This is a genomic window from Streptomyces sp. PU-14G, assembly GCF_041028275.1.
GTDB lineage: Bacteria > Actinomycetota > Actinomycetes > Streptomycetales > Streptomycetaceae > Streptomyces.
In genome coordinates, this window is record NZ_JASKYT010000001.1 from 1 (window position 1) to 23,801 (window position 23,801).

Consider the following 23,801-nt stretch of genomic DNA (forward strand, 5'->3'; position numbering starts at 1 on the left):
GGCCGGAACCGGCGGGGTGGCCGGGGCCGGCGGCTCGGTGGCCGTCGTGGCACGGACGGGAGCGACAGGGCGGAGGCCGAGCGAGGCGCGGAGCGTGTTGGCGAGCGTGACGCCCGAGGACGTGTCCGGCGCGTGCGCCAGCAGGTGGTCGGCGACCTGCCGGACGGCGTCCCGGTAGGGGGCCTCGGCATGCCGGGAGTCGGCCAGGACGGGTGCCGGCGCCGGCGGCAGCACCAGGGCGACGGCCGTGTCCCAGGCGCGGTCCACGTCGGCCTGGGTGGGCTGCGGCGGCGCGCCCTCGGGCGCGGTCTCGTCCGCCGTGGTGGGCCGCGGCGCCGTCGCCGGGCGGGGATCGGCGTCCAGGGCCGCGGCCCTGAAGTCCGCGTACGCCGCGTCCCACAGCCGCAGCGACGCGTTGGCCGCCACGGTCTCCAGCGCCGTCGGCCAAGGGCTGGGCTGCGCCATCAGCAGGCGCGCCTGGTCGACCGGGTCCAGCGCGGCGACGGACAGGAGAGCCCCGTCGCGCGCCGCCGCGCGCTGCTCGGGGCTCAGTGTCAGGCCCGCGTCGCGCACGGCGGCCGGGGTGATGACGGCGTCCGGGCCGTGCAGCTCGGCCAGGTCCTGGGCCAGGGTGCCCGGCAGGTCCGCTGCGGTGAGCTGGCGGGCGATCCACTCGCGCTGGATGCCGTCCCGGTGGACCGGGGGCGGAGTGTGGCCGGGAGCGTGCGGGTCCGCGGCGTGCGGGCTGACGCCGAGGTCGCGCAGCCGGGCCGTGGCGTCGAGCAGGTTGCCGTGCGCCTGCTGGGCCCGGGCCTGGGCCTCGGCGAGCACGGTGGTGGTGCCGGTGGTGCCCGTGTCGTCCGCCAGCTCGTCGACGGTGCGGGTGGCATCGGCGTACGTGGTGAGTGCGTCCTCGTACGCGGTGCGGGCCTGGCCGATGTCCGTCTGACGCTGGTCGCCAGGGGTGTTGGCCACGGGGGCGTGCGGCGTGCCCTGGGTGGCGTCGTCTTCCGGCGATTCCGGCGCGCCGTTGTGCTGTGCGGCATCGGACTGCTCGGTGTCGGACTGCTCGGTGTCGGTGAGTTCCGCGTCCTCCTGCGAGACGGTCGGCACCGAGGAAGGGCTCTGCCCGCCCGGGTTGTTGAGGCCGCCCGGGTTGTTGAGGCCGCCGGGGTTGTTGAGGCCGCCGGGGTGGGGCAGGGACCCCGGGGACTTCAGGCCGTCCGTCCCGGTGCCCGAGACCGCGGGGGGCACCGTCTTCGGCGTCAGCGGGAGATCACCGGCCGACTCGTCCGGCAGCGTGAGGTCCGCTTCGTTCAGGTCCCACGCGTCGTCCTGCGTCCCGGGCGCGTTCAGGGAGTCCGCGTCCTTGAGGTAGTCCGGGGACTTGAGGTGGGTGGCCCCGCCGCCGGGCAGGGACGTGGCGTTCGGCGGCGTCGACGCGGACACGTCGGAGTCGTTGGAGAACAGGGAGCTGGTATCCGAGAGCGACTCGGTGTCGGAGCCGTCGAAGATACTCGGCGGCCGGGACGAGGTGTCCGAACCGTCCGCGTCGTAGGCGCTGTTGGCACCGCCCCCGTCGTAGACGCTGTCGGCACTGTCCGCGTCGTAGACGCTGTCGGCCGTGGAGCCGGGACCGCTGCTGGTGACGGGTGTCGGGGTGGGCGGCGGAGGAGAGACGGTCGGCGGAGGAGGAGAGAGGGACGGCGGCGGCACGGGCGAGTTGACCGCCGTCGGGGTCGGCGTGGCGGACGGCCCCGAGCCGCCCCCGGGGCCGTTGCCGGACTCCCTGTTGAGCCGATCGATCAGGATCTTGGTCGAGTTCACCTGGAACTCGGTGAAGATGTTGCCGTCGGGGAAGATCTTGGCGTGCAGGGCGATGGAAGCCTGCCCCGCGGGCGTGTGCATGAAGATCTCGGACACCCCGCTGAGGCCGGCTCCAGCCAGGTCCGTCCAGTCCCATTTCTGCAGCACGATCGCCACGGCGATGGTCTCACCGAAGCCCTCGGTCACGAACGCCGTGGGGACGTCGAACAGGGCGTTGTTCCGGTTCTGCTTGGTGAACGGCTTGTCGAAGCGGATCTCGAACTTGCCGAACACGTCCTTGCCGAAATTGTTCCTGAAGACGTTCGACAGGCTGTTCTTGAGGTTGAACGCCCATGTTCGGAAGTGTCCGATGAGGAAGCCGGCCAGCCCGCCGACCGCCGCCGAGATGCCGACCTGCCCCCAGTCGATGCCGCCGTCGGGCTGCTGCGTGGGCGGATTGATGGTCATCGACAGAAGCTGGGCGGCCAGGTTCTGCAGGGCCTCCTCCAACGCCTCGGAGAGCGACGGGAAAGCCTGGACATACCGCAGCAGCCGGTCGACCGCCATGAGGATCGCGAGCCTGGCCCGCATCCGGGCCAGGATCATCTCCGAGACCGAGGCCCCACCCGTGAAGGCGGCGACCGCAGCCAGGATCGCCAACTCCGCGATCAGGAAGAGCACTTCCATGATGATCTCGAAGTGGGACTGCTGGATCTGGATGGCGGCCTGGCCCCGGTCCTGGGCGTACCTGTCCAGCTGGTCGATGAACTTCTGCAGGGTGTCGTTGCCCTGGCGGTGCACCAGTCCGGACAGGGCCTGCTCGTAGGCGTCGGCGACGTTCGGCGGAAGGTACTGCTTGCCCTGCTGGATCGCGTCGAGCATCTCCTGGCGGAGGTCGCGCAGTCCTGCGGCGAGGTCGATGTAAGCATCACGACTATCCCACCCAAGACCCGCCTTCGCCTGCAGCGGCTTGGAGCCGAGCAGGACGAAGAGCATCTGGCTGACCTCTTCGGAATACTCGATGTCGAACATTCAGCGCTTCCCGCCACCACCGGTGCCGTAGTCGCCGGCGTTCTGCTGGGCGTCGTGGATCTGGTCCTGGACTTCGCTGTGGACACCTTCGATGCTGCCCATGCTCTTGCGCACCGCCGACTGGAGTCCGACCGTGAACATCTCCAGGGAGTCGACGAACTTCCTGCAACTCTCGATCTGCCGCTGGTCCTGGTCCTCGGTCTGGTCGTGGAAATCGTCATCGGTGCCGTTCCACCACCTGGTGGCCTCCACCGTGCGATCAAAATCGGCACGCAACCGCTTCGGCGCACCCGCCATCCCGTCGAGCTGCTGGAACGTCTGCTCCAGGCCGACGAGGTCCGCCTGGTAGTTGTTGTGGTAACCGCTCACTGTCCCTCCCCTTCCACGCTCAACCCGCGCTCTCGTCGTCCTCGGCGATCTCGTCACGCAAACGGTTCCGGCCCGGCCTGCTGGAGCCGGCCCGGCTCTCGCCGCTCAGCGCCGATCCGAAGATACGGTTCCAGTCGACGTCCACTCCCCGGCGGGCCGACCCCGCGGGGCCGGGCTGGGTGAAGGGCGCGAAGGTGTCCATCACCCGGTGCGCCATCTGCGCCCGCCCCTGTTGCACCGCCTCCATGATCGAGGCGGCCAGCTGGGGGCCCGTCATGCTCTGGTGCTTGTTGTCGAGGAGCTTCAGCCCGGTCAACTCGCCCTGCGCACCGACGGTGGCCTCCACCACACGGTCCTTGGACCGCACCGTCGCGGAGGCATGGCTGAGGTCCGCCTGCGCTCGCGCGACGGCGGCCTGTGTGGCCTCCAAGTCGGCCATGGCCTGGGCGATGCGCTCCTGCAATGGCTCGGACAACGTAACTCCTGTTCAGAGACGAATGACGATCATTCTGTCGTACAACGGGACGGGAAAGCCATTCCCGACCGGTCCTGACGCGGAAGAACACCTCCCGCTGCGGGAGCGGTTCGGCGGCGGGCCAGGCTGGCCTAGCGGCCGATCACCGCCGGCGACCCGCCCTCGTCGGTGCCCCAGACGTCGTCGTCCTCCGGCTCCCATACCTCGCGGTCACGGTCGCCGCTCTCGGTCTCCGTCTGTCCCGGCGCGCCTCCGCCGCCGCCCATCGGCGGCAGGTACGGGTTGGCGCCGCTGGTACTGACGGCCTGCCGCTCCTCGTACGAGCCCTTGCCGCGCGGGGCCGCGCCGGGGCGGCGGTTGCTGACCACGTCGCCGGTGTCGATGACGTTGCGGACGCGCTCCGAGGGGCCGTCGTTCCCCTTGCCGCCGCCCATACCGCCCATGCCGCCCATGCCACCCATCGGCATGCCGCCCATCGGCATGCCGCCGGAGCCCGTGCCCGGCATCGGACCGCTGTTCAGCGGCGTGCCGCGGCCCGAGCTCGCCTCGTCGCCCGAGCCACCGGACGCGCCGGCCAACGACGGCTCCTTGTACGGCGAGTCGTCGTACAACTCCTCCTCGTAGGAGGGGTCGCCGTAGTCGTAGGAGGGGGTGTTCAGGGAGCCGTTGGGGCCGCCGCCGTTCAGCTGGTGGGAGCCCGGATAGTCGGGGGAGGCGCTGTTGGGGTCGTTGAGGTAGCCCGTGGTCGTCGTGCCGTCCGGGTTGGTGATCGAGGTGGCGCCGGTGTCCGGGTCCACCCGCGAAATGCTGCCGTCGGGGTATTCGGTGACGACCTGGCCCTGCTGGTCCAGGTGGGTGGTGCTGCCGTCGGGGTTGGTCAGCGAGTCGCCCGCGTTGAGCGGGCCGGAGTACGAGCTGCCGTCCGGCCTGGTGACCGTGGACATCTGGGTGTGCGGGTCCACCACGGACGTGCTGCCGTCCGGGAACTCCGTCACGACCCGGCCTTGAGAGTCCAGGTGGGAGACGCTACCGCCGGGGTTGGTCAGCGAGTCGTTGCCGTTGACCGGCCCGGAGATGTCGGGGGATCCCTGCCCCAGATCGCCGCCGTTCAGCTGGTGGCTGAGCTGCCGCTGTTGTTTCTGGTACTCCTCCTGCTTCTGCTGGGCCTCCTCCTGCCTCTTCTCCTGCTCGGCGCGGATCTCCTCCTGCTTCTTCTCCTGCTCCTCGCGGATCTCCTCCTGCTTCTTCTCCGCCTCGTCCCGTTCGGCCTCCTGCTCGGCGCGGATCTGCTCCTGCTTCTTCTCCTGCTCCTCGCGGTACTCCTCCTGCTTGGCCTCCTGCTGGGCCCGCTCGGCCTTGGCCTCCTGCTCCTTCTGCTCCTGCTTGGCCTCCTGCTCCTTGCGGATCTCCTCCTGCTTCTTCTCCGCCTCGTCCCGTTCGGCCTTCTGCTCGGCGCGGATCTGCTCCTGCTTGGCTTCCTGATCCTTGCGGATCTGCTCCTGCTTGGCCTCGGCCTGCGCCTGCTTCTTCTCCTGCTCCTTCTCCCGCCTGTCCCGCTCGGCCTTCTGCTGATTCGCCTGCTGGATCTGGAAAGCGCGGGCCTCTTTCTGCGCCTGCTCCTGCTTCTGCTGGGCCTCCTCCTGTTTGGCCTCCTGGTCCTTGCGGATCTGCTCCTGTTTGGCCTCCTGATCCTTGCGGATCTGCTCCTGCTTGGCCTCCTGCTTGGCCTGCTCGGCCTCGGCCTCCTTCTTCTCCGCCTCGGCCTTGGCCTCCTGCTTGTCGCGGTACTCCTCGGCTTCCTTCTTCTCCGCCGCGGCCTTGGCCTCCGCCTCCGCCTTCTCCTTGGCCGCCTTGGCCTCGGCCTCCTTCTTCTCCTTCTCGTACTTGGCCTCCGCCTCGGCCTTCTCCTTGGCTGCCTTCTCCTCGGCCTCTTTCTTGTCCTTCTCGTACTTGGCGTCCGCCGCCGCCTTGTCCGCGGCTGCTTTCGCCTCGGCCTCCTTCTTGTCCTTCTCGTACTTGGCGTCCGCCGCCGCCTTGTCCGCAGCCGCCTTGTCCTCGGCGTCCTTCTTCTCCTTGGCGGCCTGGTCCTCCTTGAAGGACTCCTCGATCCCCCCGTCCCCCTTGGTGCTGATGGAACCGAGGTCGAAGTTCGACGCACCCCACTTGCTGGAGAGGTTCCTCAGCGCGGTCTGGGCGGGGATCTCCAGCTTTTGCTCGACGGAACGCTCCCACCGTGCGATCGCCTTCTCACTCACCTTTTTCCAGGTGGAGTACTCGGACAGATCGCCGTACGTTTCGCCGCTCGCGTCCGTGGCCTCCGAGGTGAAGAAACCGTTCGGGGTGTAGTCCCAGTGGCCCATGGCGTAGGGGCCGTAACCGGGGACGTAGTCGGCGTCGACCTGCGTGAGGTTGTTGTCCCAGGCCTTCGAGGCTATTTCCGACAGAAGGTCGACGAGCCACCGCAGCGGATTGCCCTCGTAGACGTTCCAGTACTCCCACTCGTGGTAGAGGTTCGTGGCCTCTGTCCGCAGAGCGGTGCCCGCTGCCCGGAGCTCCTTGCCGGGCTTCGACAAGCCGCCGTTCTCGACCCCCATGTCCTCGGCGTAGTTGTCGTACCGCCGCCGGAGTTCGTGGATGAGGTCCCAAAAGACACCGGCCGCCTGCCCCAGCCACGCGTCGTTCTGCTCGGTGCCCACGCGGTTCTGCCACTCGTCCATGGTGACTTTGCTGTCATGCACGAACTTGCCCACCCGGTCGAAGGCGTCGGCCACCATGTCGAACGACTGCAGGCGGACCGCATTTTTGATGTCGATGACATCCTCGCCGCCCCAGCTGAATCCGATGGTCCCGTTCTTGTTCTCCAACAGGGCTTTCAGCGCCCGTCCCGTCCCGTAGGAGTACTTGGTCAGTTTGAAGTTGTTCCAGACCACTCCGTTGTCGGTCGGCTTGAAGTGGCCGTCGTCCAGCTCTTGGCCGTAAGCGCTCTTGATCTCACCTCCCACGTGCTCGCCGCCCGCCGGCATGTCACCCGTGGAACCGATCAGGGTGATGCGCGCCTTGTAGTAGGTGACCCCCTCGCTCCCTCCCGAGGTGTAGAAGGGGATGACGAAGTCGGTGTTCTGGATGTCCCAGCCCGCGTTCTCCGACATCCAGTTGAAGTCGGAGGCGTCGATGGATTCGACGCTGGACTGCTTGGAGACCTCGACCCGCATCAGCTTGATGCCGTCGTTGCCGACGAGTTCTTCGAAGAGAGTGCCCCGCGGGTCCGCCTTGTACCCCGTGAACAGCTCGACGGCCTGCAACCAGTAGTCCGCGCCCGTGGTGTCCTTGTTCTCGGGTGTGTCTTCGGCCATGGCGGAACTCCATCAACGGGCGGGATCAGCGGGCAGGAAAGGTGGGCGAAGCGGGGTCAGCGGGCTGGGCGACGTCGCCCGTGTAACGGCAGGGACTGCGGGGGCTAGTCGTCGTCCTCGTCGCCGTCCTCGCCCCCGCCGCCGCCGTCGCCCTCGCTCGGCGTGGTGGTGAGGTCGGTTTCGACGTCCTCGTCCTCGAAGATGTCGTAGAGCTTCTGGCCCTCGATGGAGTCCAGGCTCTCGCCCTGGGTCTTGAACAGGGTGTCGATGGTCTCCTGCAGGGCGGAGTCGATGTCCTTGAAGAGCTCGGTGTGGCTGGTGATGATCCCCTGAAGGGTGTTCACCATGTCCACCACGGCCTTGTTCAACCGATCCCCGTTGCTGTCCGCGTCATCCGCGAGTTTGCCGATCGCGAGCGGGACCGGGGTACCGTAGGGAAGGCCGCCGATTGCCCCGTTGTCGCCTGTCAGGGACAACATGCTGGGAATCACCGGGTCTCCCGTGCTGTCCCCGGATATCGTCTTGAGGGCAGCCTGGAAGCCCGCTATGTCGTGGTTCTTGAAGTTCTGGAGCCACTCCTTGTTGAGCTGCGTCGGCGGCTGGTTGCCTTCGGCCATATCTTTGCCTCTTCCTCCGTCACGGTCCGGACGACGACAACAGGCGGCCGCCCCACGTGGTCCTCGCCGTGGAACGGCCGCCCGGGCAACGCCAGATCAGCCGATCTTGACGTCCTGCCAGCTCTGGGTCTGCTGGCGCTCGTTGTGTGTGTAGAGGTCGCGGATGTGGTTCAGCGTGCCCGCGTTGTCGTTGAGCCACTTGGCCATGTTGGTCACGGCCTGGTTCCACGCCGCCTGCTTCTCGTCGTAGACCTGGCGGTCGTCACCTTCCCAGGAATTCTTCAGCGCCTGGAGTTCGTCGTTCAGGCTGTTGATGATCTTCTCGATCTCGCGCGTCTGAAGGCGCATGTCCTCGACGGCGTTGTCGACGTGGGCATAGCTGACGTAGATATATCCGTCAGTGAGGTTGTCCGGCATCTGTGACCTCGTCTCGCTGCGTGGCTATCGGATGAAGGGCGTTTCGGTTCAAACAGCCGACGGCGGGCCGGAGCGGAGCCGGCCCGGGCGGTCACTGTCCGGCGGTGCTGCCCATGAGGCCGTCGAAGATGGTCTGCGACTGGGAGTACGCCTGGTTGATGGCCTCGTTCGAGGAACCCTGGGTCATGCCCTGAGCACGTAGCGTCTCGTTGAGCTGGTTGATCATGTCCTGGAGGTTCTTCGAGATGATTTCGGCGTGCTCGTCCCAGGAGTCCAACAGCTTCTGGAAAGCGCCACCGTCGCTGCCCTGGAGCGCCGAGATCATGGCGTGCTTGGTGTTCTCGACGTCCTGACGGCGACTCTGGACACCGGAGAAGGCCATCTCAAGGGCCTGGATGCCGTTCCGTGTCGCCTGTTCTTCTGCCCGCTGCATGCCCGCCATGGGCTTGCCCCTTTCCGGTGGATTCTCACCGCCAGGCCCGAGGCTCTGGCGCGGGTTGCTGCAACCGGATGCGGAAGCACCCTCATCCAGTTGGTTGGTCCTGACAAGGATGGTAGAAGGGCCGCAAAGAGTGAGCAACGCTCACCGGCGAGAAATGCCGTTATGCGCCCGAGTCTCCATCTCCACCTGCGTCTGCGCCACTTGACGTGCGGTGACACATTCTCAGGCTTTCCTCAAATGTCGATATACCGATGGTGAAGACGAGTTGGCGGCCTCATGGGTTGCCCGCCTTCTTGTTGTCCGTGTCACACGGCGGAGTCGTCGCCTGGGACCGGCCCGATGTCGCCGCCGAAGCCGTCAGGTCCGGCCCGGTGGGCAGCATCGACAACAGCGACGAAGGAAGCCGCTGCGCCTGGCTCGTGGTGTACCCCAGCGCCTTCAGCGCGTCGGCCGTCGGCACCCGGTACTTCACCCCGTTGTCCGTCACCAGGTACACCGTGCTGCCCACGTTGGAGCCGTCCGCGCCGAGGGCGTGGACCAGGGCGCCGCCGCCCGGCGGCACCACGATCCGGTCGGCCTTCACACAGGCCGGAGTCAGCCCTTCCGGGGCGGCCTGCGCGGCCCGGCCGATGTTTTCGACGTCCGCCAGGGACACGCTCACCCGGGTGCCGTCCTCGCCCGACCGGACACCGACGCACGGAGCCTCACCGGTGCCCGGATCGACCGCCTTCGGCGGACTCTCGGGCAGGTCCGTGCGCGTGTCCCCGCCCTCGGCGCCCGGCGCCAAGTGCCCGATCACCGCGTCGGCACCCAGCGGGACGGCGTTGACCCCGCCGCCTCCGTACGCCTTCTCCTTGGTCTCCGGGTTGCCGAGGAGCAGCGCGGCCACGGTGGCGTTGACCGGCGTCAGCCCCTCCTTGCGCAGCACGTAGTAGCGGGCTTCGCCGCCGGGCGCGGATGCCTGGAAGACCTGACCGATCCGGGTTTCGCCACCGCCCAGGGACGGTCCTGGGCTGCCGCGCCGCGGGATGTCGGGGGCGACGAGGTCGGGGCCTGAGGGCAGCGAGTTGAGCAGCGCCGCCGACACCCGCAGCGAGCTGCGGGAGCCGTAGCCGAGCGCTTCGCGGGCCCCGCTGTCCACATCCAGGCGCAACTTGCTGCCCTGCCACACCAGGTACTGGGCCTTGCCCGACCCGGTGACCAGCAGCCCCTCGGAGCCGCCGAGGCCCCTGCCCCCGATGTCCTTGCCGACGGCCAGCGCCGTGGCGGTTCGGCCGTCGCCCTGCGTCGAGCACACCTGCCACGGGTCGGAGGACAACGAGCCGCTGTCCGGCACGTTGTCAGGGGCCCCGACGATGCCCACGGGCGCGCCGTGCGCGGTGCCGCTGAGCGAGTTGCTGCCGACGGACGCGGTCTTCAGGTCGGCGCCGAGGAGCAGCCGCGCCGAGGTGTAGTTGCGCACCGGGCGCAGCCGTCCGCCGAGGTAGAGGTAGCGACCGCCGGTGTCCTTGTTGACCACCAGCGTGTTCTGCTCCCGCCAGGAGTCCTTCGTGCCCGGCTTGATCAGCCCGAAGACGAAGGCGCCCGCGCAGATCAGGAGGGCGATGACGATGCTGATGACGACCCCGCGGTTGGTTCTGCCCTGGGGGCTCTCGGGAGCGTCGGGGTCGGCACGCAGCATTCCCGAGGTGAGCCGCCCCATGACGAACATGTGCGCCTGGACCTGGTCGCGCTTGGACTGCACTGTGCGTTCCTCCGGTTCGGGCCGTCAGCCGTTCAGGCCGCGCAGGGCGCTGTAGACCCCGAGCACCCACAGGACCAGCGGCAGCAGGGCGAGCGCGGTCGCGGAGTGCAGGATCTCCGCCGCCCGGCCCCAGTACGGGACGAGGCGCCGGCCAGGCACGGTCCACGAGGCGATGGCGATGCCCGCTGTGGCCGCCAGCAGGCTCGCGACCAGCACCAGCCGGCTGTCCGGCCCATAGGCCACGGCCTGGAAGAGGACCAGCATCAGCAGGCCGCCCGCCCCGGGGGCGAAGAGCGAAAGCCGCTGCCAGACGTTCCCCAGTCCGCGTCCGTGCAGCAACAGCAGCAGCGCGAGCACGACGGCCGTGATGACCTCGGCGAGCCCCCCGTCGTGGGTGAGCAGCGCCAGGCAGACCGTGCACACGGCGCCCACCGCCCCGTACAGCGAGCTCATCCAGCCGTCGGCGAGCACCGCGCGGGCCGAGACCACGGAGGTGGGGTGCGGCTCGATGCCTTCCTGGAGCAGGTCGGCGTTGGTCGGCAGCGGAGGCATGCGCATCCCGGACATCCGGAAGGCCAGCGAGGGGACGAAGGCGCCGAGGAGGACGGCCAGCAGGGCGAGGATGCCCGCCACGTTGGACGGCCCCAGGTCGGTGAGGACCATCAGGGCCCCGGCGAGGGTCCCGAAGACCATGACCACGGCGAGACCGAGGAAGAGCGCCGCGAAGGACGCCACTGCGGCGAGGGCGACGATCGCGCCGCCCGCACCCGCTGCGCAGGCGGCCAGCAGTCGGGCGCCCAGCACCTCGTGGCTGTGCGGGCCGCCGAGGTCGCCGCCGGGCAGCAGCCAGCCGGCGAGGGCGAGATACGGGCCCACCATGACGCCGAGGGCCGCGCCGGCCCCGGCGTCGCCCACCGCGCGGCTGGCCGAGCCGGCCCCGGCGATCAGCAGCAGCCCGGCCGCGGCGGCACCGAGGGCACGCAGGCCGGTGGACCCGCCGGGCAGGGCGAGGACGACCGCTCCGGCCAGCAGCGCGGTGACGGCGAAGCCGATCAGCAGCCGGGCGCTGGCCCGCGGGCTCCAGCCGTGCGGTCGGTCTTGCATGGTGGTGGATATGCCGTCCACCAGGTCGTCGAGGTGAACCTCGGGGAGGGCGTCGATGCGCGGCCGGAGGTAGAGCGTCTCGCCGTCGCGCAGGTCGTAGGAGTCGAGGGTCCGCTCCTCGTCCATCGGCTCACCGCCGAGGCGTTGCAGTACCCAGCCGCCGTGGTCGATGCCCTCTTCCGCGAGGTTGTCGGCGCCGTAGCTGAGGACGGCGGGCAGCAGGTCGACCACCGGGACGTCGGAGGGGACCGCGAGGTCGATGGACTTGGCAGGCGCGCATATGGTCAGGCGGCACAGCCCTGCCACCTGGTTGTCAGTCATCGGGCTGGCTCACGCTTCTTCCGGGGGTCTGCGAGGGGGCTTCCCGGGGCTCCGTTGTGCCCGCACGGGTGCGGGTGGCGCTGGTGAGACGTCATCATAGAGGTGTGTCGTCACCGTCACCGAGGAGGGTGCACATGACGGGCTGACTCCGAGAACTGGTATACCAAGTATGCAGAGTTCACTCTGGTCGTCAGTGCGGACGCTGGTCGTCAGTGCCGACGCGCCGGAGCGCCCACGGACCGAGGGCGTTCTCCCACCGACGTTGTCCCGCCTGTGAGGAGACCTGGCGTTGAGCGTGGTCCTGTTTCGCCGTCCGGCGCGTCGGCGCGGCCCCGAGATGCCGGACGGCGAACTGCAGCTGCAGGAGCCGCCGACACTGCCCGAGGTGGTGCCGGACAGCTCCGCGATCTGGACCTACCTGCCCATGGCGCTGATGTCGGTGTCCATGATGCTGATGCTGATGAGACCGGGCATGGGCGGTGGCCGCGGCAGCCACTACATGTACCTGGCCATGGGCCTGATGGTGCTGTCCGCCGCGGCCATGATGCTGGGCCAGATGATGCGCAAGGCCAGCGAGCGCAAACAGCGGCTGAAGGGTGAGCGCCGCGACTACCTGCGCTACCTGACCCAGATCCGGCGCAAGGTCCGCGGCGCGGTGGTCGACCAGCAGAAGGCGCTGGCGTGGCGGCACCCGCCGCCCTCGGCCCTGTGGCAGCTCGCGGGCACCACGCGGCTGTGGGAACGCCGGCCCCAGGACACGGACTTCGGCGAGATACGGGTGGCCGTCGGGGAACAGAAACTGGGCCTGCGGCTGACACCCACGGCCACCACCCCGGTCGAGGACCTGGAACCGCTGTCGGCCCACGCCCTGCGCAGCTTCATCCGCGCCTACTCCACCGTGCCCGAACAGCCCATAGCCATCTACCTGCGGGCCTGGGCGCGGGTGCTCTTCCGGGGCGACGAGGACCGGATCCGCTCCCTGGCCCGCGCGATCGTGGCGCAACTCGTGACCTTCCACGCCCCCGACGACGTGTGGGTGGCGCTGTGCGTGTCCGACGAGCGGCGGGCCGACTGGGAGTGGGTGAAGTGGCTGCCGCACAACCTGCACCCGCAGGAGAACGACGGCGCCGGCCCTGCCCGGATGTTCGTCTCGGCCTTCAACGAGCTGGAGGACCTGCTCGGCGCCGAGTTCCTGGAGCGGCCGTCGTTCGATCCGGACGCCCCGCCCGGACGTGACGAGCCGTACACCGTCATCGTGCTCGACGGGGGCTCCGTGCCCGCCCGCCACCGGCTGGACGGGGCGGGCTTCCGCAACGCCGTCGTACTGGACCTCACCGGCGGGCTGAGCTGGCGTCCTGGACGGGTCACGCTCCGGTTCGACGTCAGCGAGGACTCCTTCGAACTGGTCCGTACCGACCGCGAGCGCAAGGAGCAGACCACCCACCTCGGCCGCCCCGACCCCATGGGGACGATCAGCGCTACGGCGCTGGCCAAGCGGCTGGCCCCCTACCGGATGGGCACGGGCGGCGGCGACTCCGCCGAACCGCTCTCCTCGGACGTCGAGCTGACCACCCTGCTGGGCATCACCGACCTGTACCGGCACGACCCGCAGAGCCTGTGGCAGCAGAGCACCGGGTCCAACCGGCTCAAGGTGCCGATCGCGGTCGGCCCCGACGGCACCCCGGTGGAGCTGGACATCAAGGAGTCCGCGCAGGGCGGCACCGGCCCGCACGGCATGCTCATCGGGGCGACCGGCTCCGGCAAGAGCGAGCTGCTGCGCACCCTGGTGCTGGCGCTCGCGCTGTCGAACTCCTCGGAGACACTCAACTTCGTCCTGGTGGACTTCAAGGGCGGCGCCACCTTCCTCGGCCTGGACGAGCTGCCCCACGTCTCCGCGGTGATCACCAACCTCGCCGGTGAGGCCGCGCTGGTCGGCCGCATGCAGGACGCCCTGCACGGTGAGCTGGTCAGGCGCCAGGAGCTGCTGCGCGCCGCCGGAAACTACACCTCCGCGCTGGAGTACGAGAAGGCGCGCGCCTCGGGCACCCCGCTGGAGCCGCTGCCCAGCCTGTTCGTCATCGTCGACGAGTTCAGCGAACTGCTCTCCGCACACCGCGAGTTCATGGAGCTGTTCGTGATGATCGGGCGGCTCGGGCGCAGCCTCGGGGTCCATCTGCTGCTCGCCTCGCAGCGGCTGGACGAGGGGCGGATGCACCAGCTGGAGAGCCACCTGTCGTACCGCATCGGACTGCGCACCTTCTCCGCCATGGAGAGCCGCGGTGTGCTGGGCGTCCCGGACGCCTACCAGCTCCCGCCGCAGCCCGGCAGCGGCTTTTTGAAGTCCGGTGTGGAGGCGCTGACCCGCTTCCGCGCCGCCTACGTCTCCGGCCCCTACCAGCAGCGGCACAGCCGGGTGAACCAGGCCAGGGTGGCGAGCCAGACGGTGCCGTGGACGGCGGGCTACGTGGTGCCCCGCCAGCTCCCGGATCTCCCCGATCCGGAGCCGGAGCCCGAGCCGGAGCCGGAGGAGGAGTCCGGCGACACCTTGCTGTCCGTCGCCGTGGACCGGCTGCTCGGCGCCGGTCCGTCCGCCCACCAGGTGTGGCTGCCGCCGCTGAGCGTGCCCGCGACCCTCGACCAGGTGCTGCCGCCGCTGACCCCCGACCCCGAGCTGGGCCTGACCACCGTCGGCTGGCCGCTGCGCGGACGGCTGACGGTGCCGGTCGGCATCGTGGACAAGCCCTTCGAGCAGCTCCGCGACCTGCTGACCGTCGATCTGTCGGGCGTCGGCGGCCATGTGGCCATCGCGGGCGGGCCGCAGAGCGGCAAGAGCACCATGGTGCGCACGATCCTCACCGCGCTGGCCCTCACCCACACCCCGCGCGAGGTGCAGTTCTACTGCCTGGACTTCGGCGGCGGCACCCTGGCACCGCTGGCCGACCTGCCGCACACCGCCGGGGTCGCGGCGCGGCTGGAGACCGAGCGGGTGGGCCGGGTGATCGCCGAGGTCACCAACCTGCTGGCGGACCGCGAGCGGTTCTTCCTGGACAACGGCATCGACTCCATGGCGACCTACCGCCGCCGCCGGGCGGCCGGCGAGTTCGCGGACCAGCCGCAGGGCGACGTCTTCCTCGTCATCGACGGCTGGTCCACGGTCCGCCAGGACTTCGACCGCAACGTCCAGACGTTCGCCTCCATCGCGGCCCGCGGCCTCAACTACGGCATCCACCTCATCGTGACCGCCGCCCGCTGGGTGGAGCTCACCGCGGCCGTGCGCGACCAGGCGGGCACCCACGTGGAGCTGCGGATGGGTGATCCGATGGACTCCGAGATCGACACCCGCCGCGCCGCCACCGTGCCGCGCAACCCGGGCCGGGGCCTGACCCGGGAGGGCAAGCTGCACTACCTCGCCGCGCTCCCCCGCATCGACGGTACGGAGTCCGCCGACGACCTCTCCGACGGGCTCGCGGGCCTGGTGGCCGCGGTCAAGGAGAGCTGGCCCGGCCCGGCCGCCCCGAAGGTGCGGGTGCTGCCGACGAAGCTGCCCGCAGCGCAGCTGCCCCCGGCCGGGGGCGACTTCCGGGTGCCGATCGGCCTGGAGGAGGAGCGGCTGTCGGTCGTCTGGCACGACTTCAGCGAGAGCCCGCACATGGTCGTCGTGGGCGACACGGAGAGCGGCAAGACCAACCTGCTGCGGCTGATGGCGAAGTCCATCATGGACCGGTACACGCCCGCCGAGGCGCGGATCATGCTCGTGGACTACCGCCGCGACCTCGTGGAAGCAGTGCCGGAGGAATACCGGCTGGGCCACGCGGTGTCGATGGACGCGCTCAGGGACCTCGTCGACGGTGCCGCCCGCGCCGTGCAGACCCGGGTGCCGGGCCCGGACATCGCCCCCGGCCGGATGAAGCAGGCCGACTGGTGGGCCGGGCCGCGGCTGTTCATCCTGGTCGACGACTACGACATGCTGGGCGCCGGCATCGGCAACGCGCCGTTCGACCCGCTGCTCAACCACCTGGCCCTGGGCTGGGAGGTCGGCTTGCACATCATCGTCACCCGGGGCGCAGCGGGCGCCGGGCGCGGTCTCAACGAGATGCTCATGCGGCGGCTGCTGGAGGTCAACACCCCGGCTCTGCTGCTGTCCTGCCCGCCCTCGGAGGGCTACCTGCTGGGCAACGTCAAGGGCCGGGCCATGAACCCGGGGCGGGCCGTGCGGATCGCCCGCCGCAAGACGACGCAGGTGCAGACGGCGATGATGGACGAGCCGGACGCGTGATCCGGCCGGGCCCGTGATCCGGCCGGGCCGAGTACAGCCCGTCCACCGCTCCGCCCCCGGTGTGCTCACCGGGGGCGGCTCCCCCTTTTCCCCCCGCGTCCCTCGTTCGCACCGAGCCGACGCGTCCCTCGTTCCCAGCGAGCCGACGCGTCCCTCGTTCCCAGCGAGCCGGCGCGCCATGGCTCCTCCGGCCGCAGCCGGCCGCCCCGTCCGGACAGCGGTCACACGGCCGCGCCGCGCTCCTCCTCCTGGCCTGCGGGTCGCCAGCGCCGGGCCCGGCCGCGCGGGATCACCACCGCCGCGCCCGCGATCAGTACCACCAGTGTGCCGCCCGCGCCCGCGATCAACAGCGCGCGGTGGAGCGGCTGGGAGGACGCCTCCGGAGGAATCTTCGCCGGAGGCGGCGAGGCCACGGTGCCCTGCTCGTCCGGGAGAACGGCGGTCAGCGCCGCATACGGGTCCACCCGCGGCGGAACCGCCGGGTACGCCGCCGTGACGAGCTGCCGGGACACCTCGGCCGCCGTCATCCGCGGGTGCCGCGAGCGGACCAGCGCCGCCGCCCCGGCCACGTTCGCCGCCGCGAGCGAGGAACCGGAGCCGATGTAGTGTCCCGAGCCGCTCGGACCGACGCTGACCACCGCGTCCCCCGGTGCCGCCAGGTTCGCCCCCTTCGTCTGCGGTGCGTTCTTCGGGCGGGTGCCGTCGGGGCCGTAGTCCATGACCGACAGCACCCCGGGCGCCGCCGCGGGCCAGTACGCGGGCGCGGGTTTAGCCGTCTTGCCGGTGCCGGGGTCCTTCGGCAGCGCGTCAGGGGCGAACGGGGCGACGACCAGGGCGTCGCGCTTCGTGGCGTGCTCCACGGCGGCGGTCAGCTCCTCCTTGCCGCCGGGGACCGCGCGGCCCACGTAGACGACCGTCGCCCCGCCGTCGACCGCGGCCCGGATGCCCTGCGCGAGCTCCTTCGCCGTGGGCTTGCCGCGCTTGTCGGTGCCGCGCACCGCCAGGATGCGCGCCGCCGGCGCGGCCCCGGCCACCCCCACGCCCTTCTCGGGTGCGGCGGCGATCAGTCCGGCGGCGAAACTGCCGTGCCCCACACAGTCGGTGCCCGCGTCGTCGATCGCCTCGACCCGGCCCTTCAGCGCGGGGATGTCCGTGCCGACCCCGGTGTCCACCACGCCGACGGTCACGCCGTGGCCGTCCGCCAGCGACCAGGAGCGGTTGAGATTCAGGGCCTGCCGGGTCCACGTCTTCTCGCGCGCCGTCTCGCTCGACGCCCCCGTGCACGGTTCGTCGGGCGCCAAGGCGGTGGGGAGGGCGGGCAGTTCGACGGAGTCCGCGGCAGCGGGCGGCGTCTGGACGGCCAGCGGCGCCGCGGCCAGCAGGGCGGCGGCCACCACGCGCCTCACCGGACGGTGATGGGAACGAGCACGTCGCATGGCGCGCACGATACGCTCCGGCCGCCGGCACGCGGTAACGCGCCCTCACGGCCCCCGCCCGCAGGATACCGCCACAGGGTAACGTGGACTCGGGAACGAACTGCCGCGCTCGACCCCGGACATGGGTCCACCCGTATCGGACGTGAGTCCGCCACCGGTGCCAAAGACACCTGGCTGCCGGTGCCGCGGTTCCCGTAGCCTTCATCGTGCCTGTTCCTCTCCCCCGGCCTCCCGGCAGCCCGGGCTCGGGGCCACCGAGAGGGCCGGCAGCGGCATCACAACGAGGAGGTCCCAGCGTGTCACGGCAGTTGCTCACGGTCGGTCCGGACCAGCCGGAGGGCTTCCGGACGATCGGCGAGGCCCTGGAGAAGGCCCGCGCAGGAGCGGTGATACGCGTCCGGCCCGGCCGCTACCGCGAGAACCTCACGGTCCGCACGCGCATCACCATCGCCGGCGACGGGGACCGCGGCAGCGTCGAGATCTGCCCGCCCCGCGGCACCGCCGTGGTGCTCGTCGCGGACGCCGTGATGCTCACCGACCTGACCCTGCGCGGCGGCAACGAGGACCTCCCCGTGGTGGACGCGCCCCGCGGCCAGGTCGCCATGGACGGCTGCACGGTCGTGGGGTCGGGCTGGACGGCCGTCCTGGCGCGCGAGAACGGCTCGGTAGCCATCCGGGACTGCCGGATCTCCAACCCCGAGGGAGCCGGCGTGGTGGACACCGCGCCCACCGGGAGCGTCGTCGCCGACTCCGTCTTCGAGCACCTGGGCACCTCGGCCATCGTCCTCGGCGAACAGGCCCGCACCACCGTGCGCGGCTGCCGGGTGCGCGACGCCCAGGGCAACGGCATCCTCGCCAACGGCGAGGCGCAGGGCCACGTGGAGGACTGCGAGGTGACCGCCACCGAGAAGCCCGCCATCGCGCTGGAGGGCAAGTGCTCCACCCACGTGCTGCGGACCCGGGTGCACGACACCTCGGTCGGCGTGTACATCACCAGCAGTTCCCGGCCCGCCCTCGAAGAGGTCACGGTCACCGACACCTCGGGACCCGGCATCGTCCTCTCCTCCGGTGCCGACCCTGAGGTGCTGCGCTGCGTCACCTCCCGCACCAAGGGCAACGGACTCGCCGTCACCGAGCGCTCCCGCGGCACCTTCCAGGACTGCGACTTCGACTCCGCCGCCGATCCCGCGATCCGCGTCATCGGCTCCAGCGCACCGCTGCTGACCGGCACCACCGTGCGCGAGTGCGCCGACAAGACCGCCTCCGTGCTGCTGGCGGAGGGCTCCTCGGCGGAGTTCGAACGGCTGGAGGTGACCGACGCCGCCGGCGCCGGCGTCTCCATCCGCACCAACGCCGATCCGCTGCTGAGCCGGACACGGATCGCCGACGCCCGCGGCCACGGCGTGGAGGTTGCCGAGGACGGCCGCGGACGGCTGGAGGGGTGCACCGTCGAGGGCACCGAGGGCGCCGGTATCCGCGTCGCGGACGGCGGCGCCCCGGAGGTCCGCGACACCGCGGTGCGCCGGACGACCCTGGCCGGCGTCTCGGTCGGCACCGACGGCCGCTGCACCCTCTTCGACTGCGAGATACGTCACAGCGCCACCGCCGGCCTGCACGTGGAAAGCGGCGGCGAGGTCACCGGGCAGCGCCTTCGCCTGTCCGACGCCGGCGCCCACGGCGTGCTGATCGCGGAGGGCGCCAAGGCCACCCTGGAGGTGTGCCAGGTCACCGCCAGCACCGGCGACGGCATCCGGGTGGACAGCGCCGAGAAGGTCGTCCTCAACCAGTGCACGGTGCGCGACAACCGCGGGGCGGGCCTCAAGCAGTCACGCGGCAGCGACCGCCTCACCGTGGAGGGGCTGGAGAGCAGCGGCAACGCGTCCTCCGACACCTGGGGCGAGGCCGTCGGCCCCGGCGGCGCCGAGGCCGGTCCCGCGGGCGGCGGAGCGAAGAAGCCCGAAGGCCCGCTGGAGGAGCTGGAGTCGCTGATCGGCCTGGCCGACGTCAAGCACCAGGTGCACACCCTGATCAACCTCAACCAGCTCGCCCAGCGCCGCGCCAGCCTCGGCATGCCGGCTCCGCCGATGAGCCGCCACCTGGTGTTCGCCGGCCCGCCCGGCACCGGTAAGACCAGCGTCGCCCGGCTCTACGGCGGCATCCTCGCCGACCTCGGCGTGCTGCGCTCCGGCCACCTGGTCGAGGTCTCCCGGGCCGACCTGGTCGCCCAGATCATCGGTGGCACGGCCATCAAGACCACCGAGGCGTTCAACGAGGCCCTCGGCGGTGTGCTGTTCATCGACGAGGCCTACACCCTGCTGTCCGACAGCAAGGGATCGGGAACCGACTTCGGGCAGGAGGCCATTGACACCCTCCTGAAGCTGATGGAGGACCACCGCGACGACGTGGTGGTCATCGCCGCCGGCTACACCGACCAGATGGACACCTTCCTCGGCTCCAACCCCGGCCTGGCCTCCCGCTTCACCCGCAGCATCGAGTTCGCCAACTACTCCGTGGAAGAGCTCGTCACCATCACCGAGTCCATGTGCGAGGCCCACCGGTACGAACTGGACCCGAGCACCCTGGACGCTCTCACGCGGCTCTACGAGCGGATGCCGCGCGACGCCACGTTCGGCAACGGCCGCGCGGCCCGCCGCGTCTTCGAGGAGATGGTGGACCGGCAGGCGTTCCGGCTCGGCTCGATGGCCAACCCGGCCGAGGCGGACCTGTCGCTGCTGCTCCCGGCCGACGTCGCCGACGACGAGACGATCAGCGGCGGCGACACCACACGCAGCTCCCAGGACCTGCTGGCCGAACTCGACTCCATGGTCGGCCTCGCCGCCGTCAAGCACGAGGTGACGGACCTGGTGAACCTGCTGGAGGCCACGCGCAAACGCAAGGCCGCGGGGCTGCCCATTCCGCGGATCAGCCACCACCTGATCTTCTCCGGCCCGCCCGGCACAGGTAAGACCACCGTCGCCCGCCTCTACGCTGATCTGCTGCACTCCCTGGGCGTGCTGAACACCGGTCAGCTCGTGGAGGTGGCGCGCGCCGACCTGGTGGGGCGGTACGTGGGACACACCGCGCAGCTCACCAAGGAGGTCTTCGAACGGGCCTTCGGCGGTGTGCTCTTCATCGACGAGGCATACACCCTCACCCCCGAGGGCTCCGGCTCCGACTTCGGACAGGAGGCCGTGGACACGCTGCTGAAGCTGATGGAGGACCACCGCGACGAGGTCGTCGTCATCGCCGCGGGCTACACCGACGAGATGCGGCGCTTCCTGGGCTCCAACCCGGGCCTGGCTTCCCGCTTCAGCCGCACCGTGGAGTTCGAGCACTACTCCTCGGAAGAGCTGGTCACCATCATGAACCTGTACGCGTCCAAGTCCGGCTACGACTGTCCGGAGGAGACCCTGGAGGCGCTGCGCGGCTACGTGGAGCTGATCCCGCGCGACCGCTCCTTCGGCAACGCGCGCGCCGCCCGCCAGCTCTTGGAGTCGATGATGACGCGACAGGCCCGGCGCATCGGCACGATCGCCACACCGGGCCTGGAGGACCTGCGCCTGCTGCTCCCTGACGACATCCCGGCGTCCTCCCCCCAGCCCACCGGCTGACCCGGCGCATCTGCGCGCCCTGCGCGCCTGCGCGTCCGCGTATCCGCGCATATGTGCGCCCGCCGACGGGTTCGGGCCGGGTCGGGGGCCCGGGCCGTGTCGGCGAGCCCGGGCCGTGTCGGCGAGCCCGGGCCGTGTCGGCGAGCCCGGGCCGTGTCGGCGAGCCCGGGCCGCGTCGGGGGGGCAGCCGCGGTCAGGCGGAGGCGTGCGCCGGATCATCGACGTCCTAGACGTCGGTGTCACGGACGTCGGCGTCACGGACGTCCGCATCGTGGACGTCGGCGTCCTGGCCGACGGTCGTGGCCACGCCCTCGTCCACACCCTTGCCCGCGCCGGAACCGGCCTTCTCCTCCGGCTGTTCCGGCCGCTCCGGCCGCTCCGGCTCATCCAACTGTTCCGGTGCCAGGACGAAGTCGTAGAACGCGTCCTCCGACAGCGTCCGGTGTCCTCGGTCGACCCAGGCGTTCCACTGCTCGGCCCGCCGCAGGTGCTCGCCCCAGGCCTCCCGGTTGCGCATGATGTTCGCCCGCAGCGCCGGCAGGTCCATCGCCGTGAGGTTCCACGAGTCCGAGTCGCCGCACAGGGTGTTGTCGCGGATGGACAACGTGTTCCCCGTCAGGGCGGCCGGGAAGTTGGCGCACACCCTCGGGCGGTGGACGTACGCGCCACAGCGCGCGTGGCCGGGGGCGATCTCCATCAGGAAGACGCACCCCTGGGTGACCGGCCGGTGGCGGAGCCGGAGGTCATACAGCGGGCCGCCCGGCCGGAACCGGAAGTCGCCGTCCTCCTTCTCCTTGAGGGTGACGAACTCCCGCGGGTGGAGGGCCATTCCGGCGGCCAGCCTGCGCACGTCGGCGAGGGTCACATTCACGGTGTACTCCCGGCAGCAGCGCCCCTTGCAGGAGGCACAGCCGGCCAGGTTGGCTCCCGAGCCGCTCACGCGACCACCTCTTCGGGCCAGGGGCCACCGGCCTCGCGGGCCGCGTGCGCCTCCAGCAGATAGCGTTGGAAGTCCTCGATACCGAGCGGGTCGTCGGTTTTTCCCGCCAGGGCGTTCCAGTGCGAGACGATCTCGAACCACTGGTCGCGGTCGGCGGCCCACCGCCGCTCCGCCCGCGCCAGACCCTCCGCGCCGAGCGGGCGCCCGGCCATCCCGAGCACACTGTCGTCCCCGCCCTCCTCACCGTCCCCGATCTCCCCCTTTTCCCTGGCGGCGTCCTGTACGGCGTCCGTGCCCCCGGACGTCTCCTCTTCCCCCTCCGGCACGCCGTCGCGGTCGGTGCGGCCGGGGACGGTGGGGAACATCCGGCAGGAGAGCGGCGCCAGTTCGCCCAGTCCGCAGCGTCCGGTGCCCTCAAGGGTGACGACGTGGAAGACGCAGCCGTGGGCGGCGTTGGCGAGCCGCACGTTCACCCGGCGTCGCGCGTTGTCCAGCACGACCCCGGTCGGGTCGTTGGCGGCGGCCGGTGCGGCCTGGGTGAAATGCCACGGCTCCAAGGCGATGGTCCGTGAGATGCGGACGATGTCCGCGCCGGTGACCAGGCGCGGGCCCCGATAACAGAGGTTCTTCGCGCGGGTGGACTGCCACTCGCCGTCGGCACTCGGAGTGTTGTCCGCTATCAAACCATGCTCCCCTAACCTCCGTTTACCTCCGCACCCGGGGCGACCGGTTCCACCGGTGTCGCCAGGCCACTACCGGCCCGGCTCAGCTCAGGTGGCCGCCAGCGAGCGTAGTCGATCGGCTGCCCGGAGAGCGGCCCGGCCGAGTCCCCGCGCACCCGCGGCCGGTTCTCAGGAGAGGGCCGGGCGTATGAGGGGCGGGAGCGGGGAGCATGGCGCGGCGGCCCGGCGCGGCGGAGGACACCATGGTCACCTCTCCGTCGGCGAGGAGGAGGCGTGGAGGACTGGGTGCCGAGGGACTGGGCGAGGTTGACCACCGCAGGCTTGACCGTCCCGCAGTCGGTCTGTGTCACGTCACCGACACGTGCCGCCGTGCAGGCGGTGCTGATGTCAGGGCAGCAGCCGGCGCGAATCGTGTTGGGCCGGGTGGCGGGGAGCCAAGGAGCGTGCTGCGCATGTTGAGTGCGACGGCGCGGTCGGACTCGTCCATGTCCATGCGGAGCAAGTCGAGGTCGGCGCGAGAGCTGCAGCCGCCGACGTGCTTGCACAGGACGTGCACAGCCCCGTACTCGCTGACGTTGGCGGTGATCACGTCGGCGATGGAGTCCTCTTCCAGGACGTTCACCGCGAGGGGAAGAGTCTGGCCGCCTGCCGCAGTGACGATGTCCGCAGTCTCGTGGACGACCTGGGGATCGTAGTCGGTGACGGCGCGGGCGCTCATTGCAGGAGTTCCGCGGCGGCGCGGCCGATGTGATCCGGGCTGAGGTGAGCGTATGTCCAACCTCGACGCGCTCTGTACCGGTGCTGGACTCAGTCCCCGCGACCGTCGTCCACGTTTGGTTCCGGCGCATCCGGGTCTTGCAGGGGGCCTCAAGACGCCGTTAGCCGGGGCGAAGGCCGTGCAGCTGTAGCGCACCGAAAGATCTGTGCCCGCCATGGTTGAGACAAGGCCAGCTGCCCTGAGAGCACAGCATTCGCCCGCGTCCGTCGCGCGACGGACTCCGTATGAACCGCTCCCCCACACCGGCGGGACCCTGGCACTGGGAGCAACGTAGGCGTACACGGATGCGCAGACCAAGGATTTATCCGGCAACGCCTTCGGGCCGACTACGTGAACGAACCGCAGGCCCTCAAGGAGGATCTTCAGCGGAGTCGCGCCGACCTTGGTCCTTTCTCGA

Annotated in this window: 15 protein-coding genes; 2 read left to right on the top strand and 13 right to left on the bottom strand. The window is 70.6% G+C overall.

Going from position 1 to position 23,801, the window contains the following annotated elements; translation table 11 throughout:
• The 9 genes from AB8Z75_RS00005 to eccD all read right to left on the bottom strand — a co-directional run.
• Positions 1 to 2,688 (bottom strand): hypothetical protein (locus AB8Z75_RS00005; protein WP_369199210.1); only part of this gene is annotated, 2,688 nt, incomplete at its 3' end.
• A gap of 150 nt (positions 2,689 to 2,838) precedes the next feature.
• A complete protein-coding gene (locus AB8Z75_RS00010) occupies positions 2,839 to 3,207 on the bottom strand; it encodes a hypothetical protein (protein WP_369199211.1) in 369 nt (122 codons plus the stop codon).
• 19 nt (positions 3,208 to 3,226) lie between these two features.
• A complete protein-coding gene (locus AB8Z75_RS00015) occupies positions 3,227 to 3,682 on the bottom strand; it encodes a YbaB/EbfC family nucleoid-associated protein (RefSeq protein WP_369199212.1) in 456 nt (151 codons plus the stop codon).
• Positions 3,683 to 3,813: 131 nt separating this feature from the next.
• Positions 3,814 to 7,035 carry an AAWKG family protein gene (locus AB8Z75_RS00020; protein ID WP_369199213.1) on the bottom strand — a complete coding sequence of 1,074 codons (3,222 nt, stop codon included), beginning with the start codon at positions 7,033 to 7,035 and terminating at the stop codon, positions 3,814 to 3,816.
• Between the two features lie 104 nt (positions 7,036 to 7,139).
• Entirely contained in the window at positions 7,140 to 7,652 is a 513-nt protein-coding gene (locus AB8Z75_RS00025; RefSeq protein WP_369199214.1) for a type VII secretion system-associated protein, read from the bottom strand.
• Positions 7,653 to 7,748: 96 nt separating this feature from the next.
• Complete coding sequence (locus tag AB8Z75_RS00030; protein WP_369199215.1) at positions 7,749 to 8,069, bottom strand: WXG100 family type VII secretion target; 321 nt, start codon at positions 8,067 to 8,069, stop codon at positions 7,749 to 7,751.
• A 91-nt stretch (positions 8,070 to 8,160) separates the two neighbouring features.
• Positions 8,161 to 8,511, bottom strand: a complete 351-nt coding sequence (locus AB8Z75_RS00035; RefSeq protein WP_369199216.1) for a hypothetical protein — start codon at positions 8,509 to 8,511, stop codon at positions 8,161 to 8,163.
• 274 nt (positions 8,512 to 8,785) lie between these two features.
• Complete coding sequence (eccB, locus tag AB8Z75_RS00040) at positions 8,786 to 10,255, bottom strand: type VII secretion protein EccB (RefSeq protein WP_369199217.1); 1,470 nt, start codon at positions 10,253 to 10,255, stop codon at positions 8,786 to 8,788.
• Positions 10,256 to 10,279: 24 nt separating this feature from the next.
• On the bottom strand, positions 10,280 to 11,680 hold the full coding sequence (gene eccD, locus AB8Z75_RS00045; RefSeq protein WP_369199218.1) for a type VII secretion integral membrane protein EccD: 1,401 nt from the start codon (positions 11,678 to 11,680) through the stop codon (positions 10,280 to 10,282).
• 295 nt (positions 11,681 to 11,975) lie between these two features.
• On the opposite strand from eccD, the gene eccCa reads away from it, so the two are divergent.
• Entirely contained in the window at positions 11,976 to 15,956 is a 3,981-nt protein-coding gene (gene eccCa / locus AB8Z75_RS00050; RefSeq protein WP_369199282.1) for a type VII secretion protein EccCa, read from the top strand.
• A 221-nt stretch (positions 15,957 to 16,177) separates the two neighbouring features.
• On the opposite strand, the gene AB8Z75_RS00055 is transcribed toward eccCa, so the two are convergent.
• Positions 16,178 to 17,392: a S8 family serine peptidase gene (locus AB8Z75_RS00055; RefSeq protein ID WP_369199219.1), complete on the bottom strand. Its 1,215-nt coding sequence runs from the start codon at positions 17,390 to 17,392 to the stop codon at positions 16,178 to 16,180.
• 296 nt (positions 17,393 to 17,688) lie between these two features.
• On the opposite strand from AB8Z75_RS00055, the gene AB8Z75_RS00060 reads away from it, so the two are divergent.
• On the top strand, positions 17,689 to 21,003 hold the full coding sequence (locus AB8Z75_RS00060) for a right-handed parallel beta-helix repeat-containing protein (protein WP_369199220.1): 3,315 nt from the start codon (positions 17,689 to 17,691) through the stop codon (positions 21,001 to 21,003).
• Between the two features lie 226 nt (positions 21,004 to 21,229).
• On the opposite strand, the gene AB8Z75_RS00065 is transcribed toward AB8Z75_RS00060, so the two are convergent.
• From AB8Z75_RS00065 to AB8Z75_RS00075, 3 genes are all read right to left on the bottom strand, one after another.
• Positions 21,230 to 21,943 (bottom strand): YkgJ family cysteine cluster protein, encoded by a 714-nt coding sequence (locus AB8Z75_RS00065; protein ID WP_369199221.1) that lies wholly within the window; start codon positions 21,941 to 21,943, stop codon positions 21,230 to 21,232.
• Positions 21,940 to 22,626 (bottom strand): hypothetical protein, encoded by a 687-nt coding sequence (locus AB8Z75_RS00070; RefSeq protein WP_369199222.1) that lies wholly within the window; start codon positions 22,624 to 22,626, stop codon positions 21,940 to 21,942. The genes AB8Z75_RS00065 and AB8Z75_RS00070 overlap by 4 nt, the downstream gene beginning before the upstream one ends.
• Before the next feature lie 346 nt (positions 22,627 to 22,972).
• Positions 22,973 to 23,344 carry an SDR family oxidoreductase gene (locus tag AB8Z75_RS00075; protein ID WP_369199223.1) on the bottom strand — a complete coding sequence of 124 codons (372 nt, stop codon included), beginning with the start codon at positions 23,342 to 23,344 and terminating at the stop codon, positions 22,973 to 22,975.
• Positions 23,345 to 23,801: the final 457 nt, after the last annotated feature.

Coding starts and splice junctions, on each gene's coding strand:
- AB8Z75_RS00035 (WP_369199216.1), bottom strand. CDS start 8,511: ATGGCGGGCATGCAGCGGGCAGAAGAACAGGCGACACGGAACGGCATC.
- AB8Z75_RS00055 (WP_369199219.1), bottom strand. CDS start 17,392: ATGCGACGTGCTCGTTCCCATCACCGTCCGGTGAGGCGCGTGGTGGCC.
- AB8Z75_RS00030 (WP_369199215.1), bottom strand. CDS start 8,069: ATGCCGGACAACCTCACTGACGGATATATCTACGTCAGCTATGCCCAC.
- AB8Z75_RS00020 (WP_369199213.1), bottom strand. CDS start 7,035: ATGGCCGAAGACACACCCGAGAACAAGGACACCACGGGCGCGGACTAC.
- eccD (WP_369199218.1), bottom strand. CDS start 11,680: ATGACTGACAACCAGGTGGCAGGGCTGTGCCGCCTGACCATATGCGCG.
- AB8Z75_RS00075 (WP_369199223.1), bottom strand. CDS start 23,344: ATGAGCGCCCGCGCCGTCACCGACTACGATCCCCAGGTCGTCCACGAG.
- AB8Z75_RS00025 (WP_369199214.1), bottom strand. CDS start 7,652: ATGGCCGAAGGCAACCAGCCGCCGACGCAGCTCAACAAGGAGTGGCTC.